The organism is Sinorhizobium numidicum (assembly GCF_029892045.1).
Taxonomy (GTDB): Bacteria; Pseudomonadota; Alphaproteobacteria; order Rhizobiales; family Rhizobiaceae; genus Sinorhizobium; species Sinorhizobium numidicum.
The window spans coordinates 681847-696266 of the sequence record NZ_CP120367.1 but is presented as its reverse complement, the minus strand read 5'-3'; the positions used below and the strand labels follow the sequence as shown (position 1 = coordinate 696266).

At 61.3% G+C, this 14420-nt stretch carries 14 protein-coding genes, 1 tRNA gene and 1 pseudogene; 11 read left to right on the top strand and 5 right to left on the bottom strand.

Going from position 1 to position 14420, the window contains the following annotated elements:
* Nucleotides 1–406 precede the first annotated feature (406 nt).
* Nucleotides 407–482: transfer RNA gene (locus PYH37_RS03395), tRNA-Met, on the top strand.
* 205 nt (nucleotides 483–687) lie between these two features.
* Here PYH37_RS03395 and PYH37_RS03390 read toward each other — a convergent pair.
* Nucleotides 688–993 carry a hypothetical protein gene (locus PYH37_RS03390; protein WP_280732022.1) on the bottom strand — a complete coding sequence of 102 codons (306 nt, stop codon included), beginning with the start codon at nucleotides 991–993 and terminating at the stop codon, nucleotides 688–690.
* 555 nt (nucleotides 994–1548) lie between these two features.
* Here PYH37_RS03390 and PYH37_RS03385 point away from each other — a divergent pair.
* Nucleotides 1549–1764 (top strand): annotated as a pseudogene (locus PYH37_RS03385) (hypothetical protein); the annotation flags it as partial.
* A 105-nt stretch (nucleotides 1765–1869) separates the two neighbouring features.
* On the opposite strand, the gene PYH37_RS03380 reads toward PYH37_RS03385, so the two are convergent.
* Nucleotides 1870–2673 carry a dimethylarginine dimethylaminohydrolase family protein gene (locus tag PYH37_RS03380; RefSeq protein ID WP_280732021.1) on the bottom strand — a complete coding sequence of 268 codons (804 nt, stop codon included), beginning with the start codon at nucleotides 2671–2673 and terminating at the stop codon, nucleotides 1870–1872.
* A 365-nt stretch (nucleotides 2674–3038) separates the two neighbouring features.
* Between PYH37_RS03380 and PYH37_RS03375 the strand changes: the two genes are divergently transcribed.
* Both PYH37_RS03375 and PYH37_RS03370 read left to right on the top strand, forming a co-directional pair.
* On the top strand, nucleotides 3039–3677 hold the full coding sequence (locus PYH37_RS03375) for an SGNH/GDSL hydrolase family protein (RefSeq protein WP_280732020.1): 639 nt from the start codon (nucleotides 3039–3041) through the stop codon (nucleotides 3675–3677).
* A gap of 11 nt (nucleotides 3678–3688) precedes the next feature.
* A complete protein-coding gene (locus tag PYH37_RS03370) occupies nucleotides 3689–4126 on the top strand; it encodes a hypothetical protein (protein WP_280732019.1) in 438 nt (145 codons plus the stop codon).
* A gap of 247 nt (nucleotides 4127–4373) precedes the next feature.
* Here PYH37_RS03370 and PYH37_RS03365 read toward each other — a convergent pair whose 3' ends face one another.
* On the bottom strand, nucleotides 4374–4598 hold the full coding sequence (locus PYH37_RS03365) for a hypothetical protein (protein WP_280732018.1): 225 nt from the start codon (nucleotides 4596–4598) through the stop codon (nucleotides 4374–4376).
* 84 nt (nucleotides 4599–4682) lie between these two features.
* Nucleotides 4683–6278 carry a winged helix-turn-helix domain-containing tetratricopeptide repeat protein gene (locus PYH37_RS03360; protein WP_280732017.1) on the bottom strand — a complete coding sequence of 532 codons (1596 nt, stop codon included), beginning with the start codon at nucleotides 6276–6278 and terminating at the stop codon, nucleotides 4683–4685.
* A 255-nt stretch (nucleotides 6279–6533) separates the two neighbouring features.
* Here PYH37_RS03360 and PYH37_RS03355 point away from each other — a divergent pair, with 255 nt between their 5' ends.
* The 5 genes from PYH37_RS03355 (at nucleotide 6534) to PYH37_RS03335 (ending at nucleotide 11994) form a co-directional block, all read left to right on the top strand.
* The gene (locus tag PYH37_RS03355) at nucleotides 6534–7295 is read left to right on the top strand and encodes an SDR family oxidoreductase (RefSeq protein WP_280732016.1); all 762 of its coding nucleotides are present in this window, start codon (nucleotides 6534–6536) and stop codon (nucleotides 7293–7295) included.
* A 99-nt stretch (nucleotides 7296–7394) separates the two neighbouring features.
* Nucleotides 7395–7808 carry a cupin domain-containing protein gene (locus tag PYH37_RS03350; RefSeq protein WP_280732015.1) on the top strand — a complete coding sequence of 138 codons (414 nt, stop codon included), beginning with the start codon at nucleotides 7395–7397 and terminating at the stop codon, nucleotides 7806–7808.
* Nucleotides 7809–7898: 90 nt separating this feature from the next.
* Nucleotides 7899–8996, top strand: a complete 1098-nt coding sequence (locus tag PYH37_RS03345) for an HlyD family secretion protein (protein WP_280732014.1) — start codon at nucleotides 7899–7901, stop codon at nucleotides 8994–8996.
* The gene (locus PYH37_RS03340) at nucleotides 8993–10783 is read left to right on the top strand and encodes a DHA2 family efflux MFS transporter permease subunit (RefSeq protein WP_280732013.1); all 1791 of its coding nucleotides are present in this window, start codon (nucleotides 8993–8995) and stop codon (nucleotides 10781–10783) included. The genes PYH37_RS03345 and PYH37_RS03340 overlap by 4 nt, the downstream gene beginning before the upstream one ends.
* A 416-nt stretch (nucleotides 10784–11199) precedes the next feature.
* Nucleotides 11200–11994 carry a DUF899 domain-containing protein gene (locus PYH37_RS03335; protein WP_280732012.1) on the top strand — a complete coding sequence of 265 codons (795 nt, stop codon included), beginning with the start codon at nucleotides 11200–11202 and terminating at the stop codon, nucleotides 11992–11994.
* 75 nt (nucleotides 11995–12069) lie between these two features.
* Here the strand turns inward: PYH37_RS03335 and PYH37_RS03330 are convergent, their stop codons facing one another.
* Nucleotides 12070–12981, bottom strand: coding sequence for a LysR family transcriptional regulator (locus PYH37_RS03330; protein ID WP_280732011.1), 912 nt, complete (start codon nucleotides 12979–12981; stop codon nucleotides 12070–12072).
* 122 nt (nucleotides 12982–13103) lie between these two features.
* On the opposite strand from PYH37_RS03330, the gene PYH37_RS03325 reads away from it, so the two are divergent.
* Nucleotides 13104–13583 (top strand): carboxymuconolactone decarboxylase family protein, encoded by a 480-nt coding sequence (locus PYH37_RS03325; protein ID WP_280732010.1) that lies wholly within the window; start codon nucleotides 13104–13106, stop codon nucleotides 13581–13583.
* Between the two features lie 64 nt (nucleotides 13584–13647).
* The gene (locus PYH37_RS03320; RefSeq protein WP_280732009.1) at nucleotides 13648–14400 is read left to right on the top strand and encodes an SDR family oxidoreductase; all 753 of its coding nucleotides are present in this window, start codon (nucleotides 13648–13650) and stop codon (nucleotides 14398–14400) included.
* The last annotated feature ends 20 nt before the right edge of the window (nucleotides 14401–14420 follow it).

Here is a 14420-nt window from a genome sequence, read left to right as displayed (position 1 = left end):
ACCGTCCCCTTCAAGGGCAACTGAATATCAAAGCGCCGGATGTACTCGCCGCTTTGACGGACGCATCGAGTTGAGCTGCGGGGACTAGCGAGAACGCTTGTTCGTCATCCGTCGAGGTCTTGCTGGATCATGGCGTAACCAACCCGGGTAGGTTGGCTCCTTGAAGGCCTAGTAGTTGGCCGGGACCATTGCCGGTCTGGTGGGTGGCGCCTCAGTTGCTGGATCGAACGCCAAAATGCTCATCACGATCGCGACGAGGATGCATATGAGCGCCAGAAAGGCTGTTCCCGCTGTATCCATCCTGCATCTTGGTGAGGTGAATGTGAGCAAAGCGGGGCAGCCATCAGGAGAAAACTCCACTGATCCCTGTCTTGGTTAATTTTGTCTAAACCAAGCCACATCATTACGCACGCAGGGCAACTGGTAAGCCGCGTGGCTCATAACCACGAAAGACCGGATTCGATTCCCGGGGCTTGCAACCAATTCAGCAGCGCAGGCACACTCCCCCGGCTCGCTACAAGCAGGGCCCCGCAATCTCTGCAAAGCCCTGCTCTAAATTGCAGCTAAAATGAGCCATTCTCCTCAATACGCGACGAACCTTGCCACAGCGGCATGACAATACCGTTAAATTTTAGGGGATTTCGCGCCTTCGCGGCTGTCGGCTTCTGCGGTACTAGTCGCGAGGCGTTACTTGGTCGGCTTCACAAGCGAGATGACCCGCGGCTTAGACGGCGCGTCTAGCCATTCGATCCACTTGTCTCTTTCCTCGATAGTGTCGAAGAACCGCCAGAGCTTGTAGTCTTCGTCGGTGGTCTGCAACATCTCCCCGATGGATACGAGTTCTAGTGGCAGCGTCACCTCGTTGCCGTCGAAGCGAACGAAATAGATCCCTTCGGCAGCGAGACGAATAACTTGACCAGTGCCGTAACTTCCATCGGGATCGTCGACGGTGAAGTACATGCCGGTCAAAGTCTCAAAAATTTTGTTGCTCATTGGTTTCACATGCCAGTTCAAAAGATGCAGGGCATGAAAGGTTTACGCAACCATTGTCCAAAGGCAAGGCAATTAGATGAGGCCGAAACCGCCATCCTCGATGTTCGGCGAGGTCAATTAGAGCAGCCCGGTAGCTCGCCAGCCTCATAAGCTGGGGAACGTCTGCGGGAGGTCATTTGGCGCCTTGAAGACGATGATCTTGGGCACTCGGTCGCCGTATTCACGACTGAGGCTCAACCGAATCGCCTCCAAGCCCCACGGATCACAGACCAAGCCCTCCTTATCGATTACTGCCGACTCCAGACAAGCGCCTCGGTCGCAATCAAAGTCTCCGGGTCCGCGTAGATGCCTTTGGACACTCTAAAGCTCGGGCAATCGGTCATGCGGCTTAACTCTCAAGTGCTTGGGACTGGGTGAAGATGAAAGTCGACCTAGCATGCGGGCTCCCACGTTTCCACCTCTTACGTCTTTCACCTTGATGCGCCCTCAACTGCCATCCTCGATTTTCGACGACATCGACTCCCCGGCCTTCGTTCCGGCCGAATACACGCCCGAATGGATAGAGGCAATCTTCCTCGACCATCCTCTCCGCTCCACAATCCGGAGCACGCGCACTTACCGCACGCCGAAATCGGCTTCCTCTGGACTGTCGTCGAGAACAGCCGCAAGGGCCGCCGCATCATCGGCCAGTGCGAGACAGGATCTCCGCAAGGCACGATGGGCAAGTGGTCCCGCGCCCGGGAAGAGCAGGTGAAGCAGTGGTTCGGCCAGGTCCCTGATTTCATCATCACGCTGGACGCCGATTACTGCCGAGTGTGTGGAGACGCCGGTCATGGCGCCGTCGAGCGGCGAATCATCCCAAGGCTGGGCTCCGGATCAGCTCGTATTGCTGAACCACCTCAGCGACATGCAGGAAAGGCCCGCATCGATCTTGCCGATTTCCGTCGTCTTCAGCGGCACGACCTTGTAGCCGGCTTTGTCGAGCATCTCGATCGTCCGCGGGAAGTCCGAACCGACCATGACGACGTCGTTGACGCGAAGGGCGTTGGCTGCCGGCTCCTCGCCTTCCGGAATGATCATCTGCTTGAACTTCTTGAAGGCGCCCGAGCGCGCGAGGCGGCCGGTCGACAACATGGTCTCGTCGTCGAGGAGCGAGCAATCGGTCTTGAAGTGGAGAACGCCCTCCGGCGTCGCGACGATCTCGGTCTTGCGGCCGAGCTTGTCAAGGCAGCCTCGGAGCGCTTCCGCGCCCGCCCTGTCGGTTCGCGCCGAGAGCCCGATCATCACGCTTTCGCTCGTCGTCAGCACGTCGCCGCCATCGGCGTAGCCCGTGCCCGGCAGGTCGAGAACGGCCTCGAACATCTGCCGCAGCGTCGGTTCGATCTCCGCGGTTTCTTTCATGCGTGTGGCTGCGCCTGGACGCAGCAGGATCGCGCCTTCGGTGAAGACGAGCGCCGGATCCTCGACGAAGATCGAATCCGGGAAGGCTTCGAGCGCCGGCAGTACGGTGACCTTCACGCCCGCATCCTTCATCGCTGCGACATAACCGTCATGTTCCGCCTTCACGCCCTCGAAGGTTGGACTTCCGCGGTCGGCGGCGCGCAACCCGTTGACGACGGACTGTGAAGGCGCGCGGACGATGATGTTATTGAAACTGTAGACGGGGCGCGATTGCGGCATTTTCAATACCTTTGCTTCGATGAGCTGGTTCTACCGGTCGGACATGGCGGCGTAAAGCGCCTGCGTGTTCACGCTTTCCTGCCGCGATAAATGGATGCCGGCGAGCATGCAGCGTACCGAACCGCCTGCAAGCTTCTATCGTCGGCACGTCGAAGGCGAGCAGACGTATCGACGCCTCGATCGCTTTGAACCGATGGTACCGGAGTAACGTTGAGTTTGCGCCCCTCCCCGCTAGCTATATCAGTGAGGCCGCTTGGAGGAGAGTCTGGGTGAAAATCACAATGTCGCGCAGGAACTTTTTGCTAGCGGCTGCCGCCTTGCCAGCACCTGCGGCTATTCAAACCACTTTGGCCGGAGGTACCGCCATGACCAACAAGGTTGCGCTTCTCGGGGATTCGGTTTTTGACAACCGCGCCTACGTTGCTCGCGGAGCGGATGTTTTGGCTCACCTCGCGCGCGAGCTTCCACCAGGGTGGTCTGCCGTGCTGCTCGCCGTCGATGGCAGCGTCATGGCAGACGTGCGCCGACAGATGGAGCGCCTGCCGGCCGACGCCACTCATCTGGTGGTAAGCATGGGCGGAAATGACGCGCTCGGCGTTTCCGATGTTTTGAACGCTCCCTCGCGCTCGGTCGCCGACACATTGCTAAGACTAGCCGAAATAAGAGAGCAGTTCTGCTCGGCCTACGCCTCGACACTGGATGCTGTTTTGGCCACTAAGCTGCCGACTGCCATCTGCTCGATCTACGACGTCCGGTATGCCGACGCCGACCAGAGGCGCATTGCGGTAACCGCGCTCTCGATCCTCAATGACTGTATCACACGGGCAGCCGCTGAACGTGGCGTTCCACTGATCGATCTTCGCGTCATCTGCGACGAGGACGACGACTTTACCAACGCCATCGAGCCGTCGGAAAAGGGCGGCAGCAAGATCGCGGCCGCGATCGTGTCATTCCTTACCGGGCATGTATTCCGAAGCGGTCGTGCCGAACTCATCGTGCGCTAGAATAGGAACGATTGAGCTGTGCCGCAGTTGTTCTGCGCGGGAGCGACAATGCGCAACGCGAAAAACATTGTTCTGAGTGGTCTGCTGGCCGGCACGACGAGCGCCGCAGTCTTGTGTCTCTTGGCGCGGCGTCGAGACAAGTCTTTGTGGCAAGTCCTGAATGCAACCAGTCACTGGGTCCATGGAGAAGCGCGGCACGCGCTGATCGTCTTGATATTCCCCATACCGGCGTCGGGGTCCTGACACATTATCTCGCTTGCTGCTTCTGGGCGGTTCTTTTCACTTTTTTGCTCGATCGTCAGCACAGCAATTCCCCCCTCAATACCGCAATTTTCACGGCATCAATGGCGGCTTTCGTGGACTATTTTGATCGTGCCGCGGCGAAACCGGTATTGGCTTTATCGGCCTGGCAGCCGGCCTGGCGCTCGGCGGAAGGATCAACTCTGTGAAAAAGCAGGAATAATCTTTTAGCATCTCGGCATTCAGATGACCCCGGATCCCGTTTTCGATTGCCCTGTGGCGACGTCGTGATCTCGTCCAGTGATTAACTCCCACCTATGTATCAGACCTTTGGCCATTGAAGTTCACCGGTGCGCCGGACCAAGGTCCGTATAGATCTAAGATGATGACACCCTAATTTTTGGGGGTCGCCGCGGCGATACATACCTACAAGAACCAAATTTTTTCAGAAACGATTTAGAACGGGGCCTGTGCTAGAAGTGCAGGCCCCGTTTGTGTTTTGGCTCGCCGGCGGCTATGCCCTGCGGCGATATATGCCTGCCCTTCACCGCATGCTTCCTCCGCACTGCCGACGGCACGAACCGCTAGGGGCTGCGCGAGTTTCTCGTGTTTGACGATGACGTTCAGGACCGGTTTCTCGGCAAGCCGATTGATGATGGTCTGCAGCATTTGCATGGCCATTGTCCCTCCCGATTGTTGCATTCCTCGCAGCGAGGCAATGGTCTTTTGGCGCAAAGCCGCCCCTGTTTCGGCAAAGTGCCGCGGTCATTCGGGCAGCCCAGCCAGTCGCAGGCCATCGGCGAACCGCGCGAGATCCTCGGGCCGGTGGATTGGCAGCCAATCCTTGAGGTTGGAGACGCGTAAGGATGGATCGAGTACCCGCAGCCGCTGTGTCGCCTGCCGCGCTTCGTCGATGCGCCCGGCAAGCGCATGGCTCGCCGCCAGCAGGGCGACCGCTACCAGCAGGCTGGGTAGGTTCCCGAGCGCCTTTTCCGCCCAGGCCGAGGCGGAATCGAAGCGCCCGGCGAAGAAATGTGCCAGCGCCATCCCGACCTGCATCCGGAACATTTCCGGATCCAGCGGGCTCAGGCGAACCGCATGCGCCAGGTGCTCAATTGCGGCGTCTGTTTCGCCGCGGAGAGCGCGCAGGGCGCCGCCGAGGAACCAGGCGGTGGCGAGGTTCGGATTGAGCAGCACGGCCCTGTCGAGCAACGCGATGCCGCCGTCGAGGTCGCCGGCGAGATGGGCGAACGCATGCCCGCCTCTCGTCAGGGCGACCGCATCGTCCCGGCCGAGTTCCACTGCCAGCCGCGCCAGCCGCACGCCCTCGGCGATCTCGTGGGCCCGCTCGGTCATCCAGCCGTTTAACTTGCGCCAGAAATGGCACCATGCCGCCGCGGCATAGGCCGACGCAAATTCGGGGTCGAGCTCGATCGCCTTGTAGAACAAGGGGAGCGCCGTCTCGATTGCTTCGCGCGTTCCGTTGTGCAACTTCGCCATGCCGCGAAGATAATAGTCGTAGGCGTCCAGGCTCTCCGTCGGCTTGCGCTTGGCGCGCTCGATCTCCGCGCGTTCGAGTTGCGGTGAGATCGCGCCGACGACGCTTTCGGCCATCTGGTCCTGCAGCTCAAAGATGTCGTCGAGCGTGCCTTCAAAGCGCTCCGCCCAGAGATGAGTGCCGGTCGTGGCATCGATGAGCTGTCCGGTCATGCGGACCTTATTCCCGGACTTGCGCACGCTGCCTTCGACCACGTAGCGCACGCCAAGCTCGCGGCCCACTTCCTTCACGTCCACCGCACGGCCCTTGTAGGTAAAGCTCGAATTGCGCGCGATGGTGAACAACCAGCGGATGCGCGACAGGGCGGCGATGATATCCTCCACCACGCCGTCAGCGAAATAATCCTGCTCCGGATCGCCGCTCAGGTTCTGGAAGGGCAAGACGGTAATGGAAGGCTTGTCTGGAAGTGCGAGGCCGGACGGCGGCCCCTCTGATTTGCTGGAGGCGTATTCAATGACGGTTGGCGCGCCGGGCTGTCGCGCGTCCCCGATCTCGCCGAGCTTGATCTCGCCGACGAATCGGAAACCTTTGCGCGCGACCGTCCGGACCAGGCGCTGCCCCTCGCCGCTGTCGCCGATTGCCTTGCGAACTGCGTTGATGTGGCTGGTGATGGTCGATTCCGAGACGATTCGGCCGCCCCATACCGCCTGCAGCAGCTCGTCCTTACTGACGACGCGGTCGCTGTTCCGGATGAGATGCAGCAGCACGTCGAAGACCTGCGGCCCGACAGCCACGATTTGCATGCGCGAGGTAAGTTCCCGGCGCTCCGGATCGAGCACGTAGTCTCCAAACATGAATTGCACGTCGGCATCCCCTGGCCAAGCGCCCTCGGCTCGCAGTACGGGCGAATATCATCGGACATTGATAGCACGGTACCGCGTAACTGACTGCACCGCTCGCAGCAAGGCATGCCGGTCGGAACAACTGTCCCTTGGATGAAAAAACAATCTTCCCTGAAGGACAATTCAAGCCCGTCACAGGGACTTCCCCGGTGCGCGCAGGCACTCTCCATCCACATCGACGGCAATGGTTGCGGTCGAGAGAAGCGGAGAGAACCCATGAAGATCGTCGTCATCGGAGGCACCGGCCTCATCGGATCGAAACTTGTGAAGAAGCTCCGCGAGCGCGGCCATGACGTGCTCGCAGCGGCCCCCAACACGGGCGTGAACACCATCACTCGCGAGGGACTGGCCGAAGCGATGGATGGAGCTCAGATCGTTGTCGACGTGGCGAACGCGCCGGTTTGGGAAGACAAAGCCGTCCTCGAGTTCTTCGAGACGTCGGGCCGTAACCTGCTCGCTGCAGAAGCTGCCGCCGGCGTGCGCCACCATGTTGCGCTGTCGATCGTCGGTAGCGAACGGCTTCCCGACAACGGTTATTTCCGGGCCAAGATCGCGCAGGAAAACCTCATCAAGGCGTCCGGCATTCCCTATACCATTCTGCGCGCGACGCAGTTCTTCGAGTTCGTCGGCGGCATTGCGCAGGCGGGGACGGTCGGCGACGAGATCCGCCTATCACCGGCACTGTTCCAGCCGATCGCGTCCGACGACGTGGCGGCGGCGCTCGCCGATGTCACACTCGCACCGCCGGTCAACGGCACCGTCGAAGTCGCCGGCCCTGAGGCTATCCCGCTCGACGAAGTGGTCAGGCGCTATCTGCGCGCAACGCAGGACACGCGCAAGGTCGTGCCGGACGTCCACGCGCGCTACTTCGGCGCCGTCCTCGACGATCAATCGCTGACCCCCGGCAAGAACCCGCGCCTCGGCGCAACCCGCTTCGAGGACTGGCTCGGTCAGTCGACGGCCCAAGCGGCGCGCTAAGGCTCCCACGGACAAGTCAGGCCCATGGACAAATCAGGAATGCGTTCGATCCGGCACCGGCCGCGCCTTCCCAACAGGTACTCTCGAAGGAGAATTGCAATGTTTACACGATTTCTCTCAGCCACTGCCTTCGCAGCGCTCTCGATCACCGCAGCTTCGGCCGGCGACCGGCCCGCGGGCAAGGTGACGGTCGTATTTGACCACGCGCTTCCGAACGTCCCCGGCAAGAGCATGAGGGGTGTGCTCGTCGAATACGGGCCGGGGGGCGCATCGCCCGCCCACACGCACCCCAAGTCCGCCTTCATCTATGCGACGGTGCTCGAAGGCGCGATCCGCAGCAGCGTCAACGGCTCGCCGGAAAAGGTCTACCAAGCAGGCCAAAACTTCTACGAAGAGCCAGGCTCCCATCATGAAGTGAGCGCGAATGCCAGCGACACGGAGCCTGCCCGGCTGCTTGCGGTGTTTGTCGTCGACACTGACGAAAAGGAACTGGTCACGCCCGTCGGGCAATGAACGAACGCGGCTTCGATGCCCGCAGCCCTAGTAAGGCGACCGCCGCCAGGGCTGCTTCCGGGCAATCGGCATTCAACAGGAACTGAGAAAATGGATTCGCTCGAGGACAAGGTCGCCATCGTCACCGGCGGAAGCTCAAGGCCCGGTGTCGCCGTGGCGCAACCCAACAAGAAAAAGATGGTCGGCTTGCTGCTCTGCCTCGGCGCCGTGGTGGTCGTAGCTGGCGGATGGGCCTGGGCTCGTCCGAGCGGCGTCGCGTCGACCGACAATGCCTATGTCCGCGGGGATGTCACTTCGCTTGCCCCGAAGGTCGCCGGTTATGTCACGGCGGTAGAGGTTCAGGACAACCAAACTGTGCGGGCGGGTGACGTCCTGTTCCGGATCGACGATCGTGACTACCGCGCACGGCTTGCGCAAGCGGTGGCCAATGTCGAAGCGGCCCAGGCTCGCCTCACCAATGTCGATGCGGAGACGGAGCTTCAACATGCGCTCATTCGGCAGGCCGAGGCGCAGAGACGTTCGGCCGTGGCCGAGGTGAATCTGGCGACCAAAGCCGCCAGCCGCCACCGTGAACTCATCCGCAGCAACACCATCAGCCAGGCTATTGTCGATGAAAGCGACGCGGCACGGTCGAGAGCCGAAGCGGGCGTGGCGGCGGCAGCGGCAACGCTGGAGGCCCAGCAGCAACGCATCGCCGTTCTTGGTGCTCAGCGCGAAGCTGCCATTGCCGCGGTGGCGCAGGCAGAGGCCGCGCGCGATCTCGCCCAAATCGATCTGGAGAATACCGTGGTACGCGCGCCGGTCGGCGGCGTTATCGGCAACCGGCAGGTCCGCGTCGGCCGGCTTGTTGCGCCGGGCGGCGCCTTGCTCGATATCGTCCCGGTCAACGATGTCTGGGTCGTGGCGAATTTCAAGGAAACCCAGCTCGAGCATATCCAAGCTGGCCAGCACGTCCGCATCACGATCGATGGCTACCCGAACGGGGCGCTTGAAGGCGTGGTCGACAGCTTTGCGCCCGGCAGCGGCTCTGCCTTCAGCTTGCTGCCCACGGACAATGCGACGGGGAACTTCGTTCGCGTCGTCCAACGTGTGCCGACCAAGATCCGGTTTGTCAGCAATCCATTGCCGGGCCGCCTCGTACCCGGCCTGTCCGCGCGTGTCGAGATTGACCTGGGGAGCGGCTCATGAACGCGATCGTCACCGCCACGCCGAGTCGCGACAGATCGACGACCGGAGCCCTGCTGGTCGTGGGCATCGTCCTTGCCACGCTGACGGAGGCGATCGCCAGCACCGTCCTGTCGCTCGGACGCGGCGACATCATCGGCGACACATACGCAACGCCTGATGAGTTCGCCTGGCTCGATGTCGGCTACACCGCGCTCAAGCTCATCGGATTCATGGCCGCCCCTTGGCTGCTGAACCGTCTCAACCCGCTGAGCCTGATCATCGGCGCAACGCTTGCCATGGGCCTGGCGTGCGGCATTGCCGCCATCACGGCTCGGCTGGACCTGCTGGTCGCGCTTCGAATGATTCAGGGCTTCGCCGGCGGCACCCTGCTTGTCGCCGGCCAGGCGATGATTTTTCTCGCCTATCCGCGATCCCACCAGCCGCTCCTTCAGGCTCTGTTCGCGATGGGGTCCGTTGTCGCCCCCGCGACGATCGCGCCAGCCCTTCAGGGGTGGTTGCTCGATAGCCAGTCCTGGACATGGATCTTCTTCAGCGTTGTTCCGCTGGCGCTGGCGGCGGCCGGGCTTCTGCTGATCGCAGACGGCCCAGTGCCCCCCAAAACTGCGTACCGTCCGTTTGACTGGATTGGCTTCTCGCTGATCGCCGTCACGCTTTTCAGTTTCACCTACGTCTTCAGCCAAGGCAGCCGATGGGACTGGTTCGAGGAGCCTCGCATCCTCTGGCTGACGGTGATCGGCGCCGCCACTCTCATGGCATTTCTCGGCCAACAAGTGCTGGCCAAAGGCCAGGGCTTGCTCGACTTCACCCTGTTCAAATCGGAGGATTTTTCCTTCGCCTTCATCGTCAGTTTTGTCGCTGGCGCCGCCTTGTTCGGAAGCGCGTTCCTGATTCCGGCCTTTGCCGTTTCCGTCCTCGCGTTCACGCCGACCGCTGCCGGCCTGCTCCTGTTGCCGAGTGGCGCGCTTTTCATCGGCGCGCTCCTCATTGCCGCCTTCCTCATGCAGGTCCGCCGCGTTCCTCCGTTCGCCACGGTGCCCTTTGGAATCCTGATGATCATGGTTGCGATGTGGATGCTCTCCGGTTCGACCAGCGAGAGCGGCGCGGACGACATGATGGCAGCAATCCTGTTGCGCGGCTTGGGCCTGGGCTTCCTGTTTCTATCGATCACTCTGATCGCTTTCAGCAACCTCAACAGCCGAAATCTCGCGTCCGGAATCGGCCTCTTCAATACCGGTCGCCAGCTTGGTGGTCTGATCGGGGTCGCAGCACTCCAGACGCTGATCGACCACAACGTCGTCGCCAATGTCGCGGTCCTCGGCGCCAACGTCACCGCAGGACGGCCCGCGGTCATCGACCGGCTGACGACGACGACCGCCATGCTCGCGGCGAGAGGAATGGAGGCCGCGGCCGCTGGTCGGGCAGCGACGAGCCTACTCGGCCGGGTTGTCACAGGTCAGTCCACCGTGATCGCCTTCGACACGGCGTTCAATGCAGTCGCCCTGCTTTTTGTCATCGCCGCGCCCGTGCTGGTCGCCATTAAGATCGGACTCTCCCGGTACGCGAAAATGCGCACTGCGCGGTTGCTCAAGATGAAGGAACCGAACGTGCGACAGGTCACGCCGAAGTCCGCTCGACCGGACAATGCTGAATCAAGGCCGCACGCTCGCACCGACATCGTGCTGGCGATCAGTGAGGCCCTCGCTGATCCGAGCGACGCGCTCTCGGGTATCGACCCTATTTTGGATCGCGGCGGCACGACGGCACCAAAGCGACGATTCTGCATCTGACATTTGCGGGGAACAGTACTTTTGCGAATACTGCCATGCTCGCTCTCCCCCGTCGTTTAACCAAAATGTCTGGAAATCGACCGAACCTAACGCCAAATCATGGTCAAAACGGGCCAGAGCAGGCACACGCTCAGGCTGCTGCCTGATCGCTGCCGGCGGTCACTACCCGGACGCTTATGCGGGGGAAAACGGGATCGAGTTCGATCGGCCACCGATTGATCCAGCCCCGTTACGAGAGCACGCGCCGCGCCTGCAATCAGCGACTCCATCGGAATACCGTCACACTTGTTACTCCCACCGTTCGATTTCCGGTGCCAAAACTGTCTCACGACCAACAACAAGCGATGAGCAGCGAAGGGACCGCGCTTCAGCCTCGAGGCGCAGGAATTCGCCCAAATGAGGAGGTTTCAAAAGCCATGACCACATCAGTTGAGAACGGACGGAAAGGCGGACAGCCTGCCATGCACACCCCACCGATCGTGCCAGCTGAAGAGTGGGAGGCGGCCCGCAAGCAGCTGCTCGTGAAGGAAAAGGCCCAAACTCGCGCTCGTGACGCCCTGGCCGCCGAGCGCCGGCGAATGCCGTGGATGGCTGTGACGAAGGACTACATGTTCGAAGGGCCGGCGGGCAAAGTGAGCCTGCTCGGCCTGTTCGACGGCCGGCGTCAGCTGATCGTCTACCGCGCCTTCTTCGAGCCGGGGGTGTTCGGTTGGCCCGACCACGCCTGCCGAGGCTGCTCCATGGTGGCCGATCAGGTCGCCCACCTCGCCCATCTGAACGCTCGAGACACCACCCTCGTCTTCGTCTCGCGTGCGCCTCAGGCGGATATCGCGCGGCTGAAGGCGCGGATGGGCTGGGAGATGCCGTGGTTCACCATCACGGACAGTTTTGACGCCGACTTCGGGGTGGACGAGTGGCACGGCACGAATGTGTTCTACCGCGACGGCGACCGCGTGTTCCGCACCTACTTCATCAACAATCGCGGCGACGAGCAGATGGGGAGCACCTGGAACTACCTCGACATCACGCCGCTGGGGCGGCAGGAGGTCTGGGAGGACTCGCCCGAGGGCTATCCTCAGACCCCGACCTACAAGTGGTGGAACTGGCACGACAGCTACGTCGCAGAGGCAGCGCCCGACAAAAAGTGGGTCGAGGTGTCGGACGCCGGAGAGGCGGCGATGCGGAACCAGGGCGCGAGCACGAAGCCATGAGCTAGGCCTGTCGCGCCGATAGCGTTCTTCGGCGGATTTTGGCCGACGCAGGGCTTCTCGGTAGCCACAGCCTAGTCAAGGAACGGAGGTGGATACCATCAAAGGATCCTCGCTGACTGCGTCGGCGAGGAAGTCGAGGACCGTTCTGACGCGCAGCGGCATATTCCGCCGGGATGCATAGACGACGCTGATCGGCAGGCGGGTCGGCGGAAAATCCGGCATCACGTTCACCAGTCTGCCCGCCTCAATGTCGGGGCAAGCGAGGATATGGGAGAGCACCGCAAGACCGCTCCCGGCCAGCGCCGCGCGATGGACGGCCACTGCATTGTCGGCGATCAGGCGAGGCGCAATCCGTACGGCAACCTCGTCCGCCCCGTTGGAAAATGACCACGACCGACCGTTGCCAGCACGGCGGTAACAGATGCATTCATGGCCACTGAGATCGTTCGGCGTTTCCGGTGCAATTCGCCCTTCCAGGTAGGATGGCGCCGCGACGAGAAAGGCAGTCGTCCAGCCGATCCGACGACATATCAGGCTGCTGTCTGCAACCGGCCCAAGCCGCACCTCGAGATCAATTCCTTCTCCGACCACATCTGACGGTTCTTCGCGGAAGATCAATTCGACATGAAGCCCCGGATGGCGTTCGAGCAGCCCCGTGAGGCGGTCGCTCATGTAAAGCCCGAGCGGCGCGGGCAGCGTGAGCCGTACTTTCCCCGAAGCCATTGCTCCCTCGGCACAGGTGGTCTCGCCGAGAGCGTCAACCGCTTCGACGACCCTGAGCGCCATCGGAATGATCCGCTCGCCTTCGGCCGTCAATGCCAGTGCGGTTGTCGTGCGATGCAGAAGCCGCGTGTTCAGATGCGCTTCCAGTGCCGACACCTGCCGGGACACGGCCGGCTGGGTCAAGTTGAGGTCGGCCGCCGCTGCGGAAAACGAACCGGTCTCAGCCACCCTCAGGAAGGTTCGCAGTGCAGATACGATGTCCATCGTCACTCCCAATACTTTTTGGCATAAGCCTTATGTCGGCAGCTTAGGCAGGAAGGGCTTTACTGCCCCGATATTACGGATATCATTTGTCCATAATGATATCAAATATTGAGGAGAAAAGAATGACACAGCGCCTGAACTACGCCCAGCAATCGCCCGAGCTCTTCAAGAAGCTCTCAGACCTCAGCATGACCGTGAAAGACAGCGTCATCGAACAGAAGATCCACGATCTCGTTCAGATCCGGGCATCGCAGATAAACGGCTGCGGCTTTTGCCTCGATATGCATGTGAAGGAAGCCAAGATTCACGGTGAGAGCGAGTTGCGTCTCTACCACGTCGCCATCTGGCGGGAGTCGAACCTCTTCATCCCACGCGAACGCGCTGCACTTGCGTGGACCGAAGCGGTAACAAAGCTGCCCGAAGGCGGCATTCCCGACGAACTCTACGAACGCGTCCGTGGCCAGCTTTCGGAGAAGGAAATTTCCGACCTGACATTTTCGATCATGGTCATCAATGCCTGGAACCGCGTCAGCATCGCCTTCAAGACCGTGCCGGGTTCCGCTGACAAGCTTTATGGCCTCGACAAGGCCGGCCTGAACTAGGTCCTCACACCTTCGCTTGCCCATAAAACAGCGCAGCGCAAGCTGCCGTGAACGGAGAAGTGTCATGAAGATTGTCATCATTGGCGGAACCGGTCTCATCGGTTCCAAGACAGTCGACCGCCTGCGCAAGCAGGGTCATGAGGTGATCGCCGCCTCTCCAAACACCGGCGTCAATACCATCACCGGCGAAGGATTGACCGAAGCGCTCGGCGGCGCTGAGGTCGTAATCGACCTCGCCAACTCACCGTCTTTCGAGGACAAGGCAGTGTTGGAATTCTTCGAGACCTCGGGCCGCAATCTGCTTGCGGCGGAAAAGGTTGCTGGCGTCAAACACCATATAGCGCTCTCGGTCGTCGGCACCGAACGCCTGCAGGAAAGTGGTTACTTCCGTGCCAAGCTTGCTCAGGAAAGGCTGATCAAGGCCTCCGGCATTCCCTACACGATCGTTCACTCGACGCAGTTCATGGAGTTCCTCGGCGGTATCGCGCAATCCGGAACTGCCGGCAACACGGTGCGTCTGTCGCCCGCCTATGTACAGCCGATAGCCTCCGATGACGTCGCCGACATCATGGCCGACGTTGCACTTGCTCGGCCGCTCAACAGCACGATCGAGATTGCCGGCCCGGAACGCTCCCGGCTCAGCGATCTCGTCGGTCGCTACCTCAAAGCCATCGGCGACGACCGCAAGGTCGAACCCGATCCGGAGGCACGCTATTTCGGTGCCCGGCTGGAGGATGGCTCGCTCGTCTCCGACAACAATCCCCGCCTTGGCCGGATCACTTTCGAGCAGTGGTTCGCAAGCGCTGCACGGAAATGACCAAGCACCGGTGCACCGCA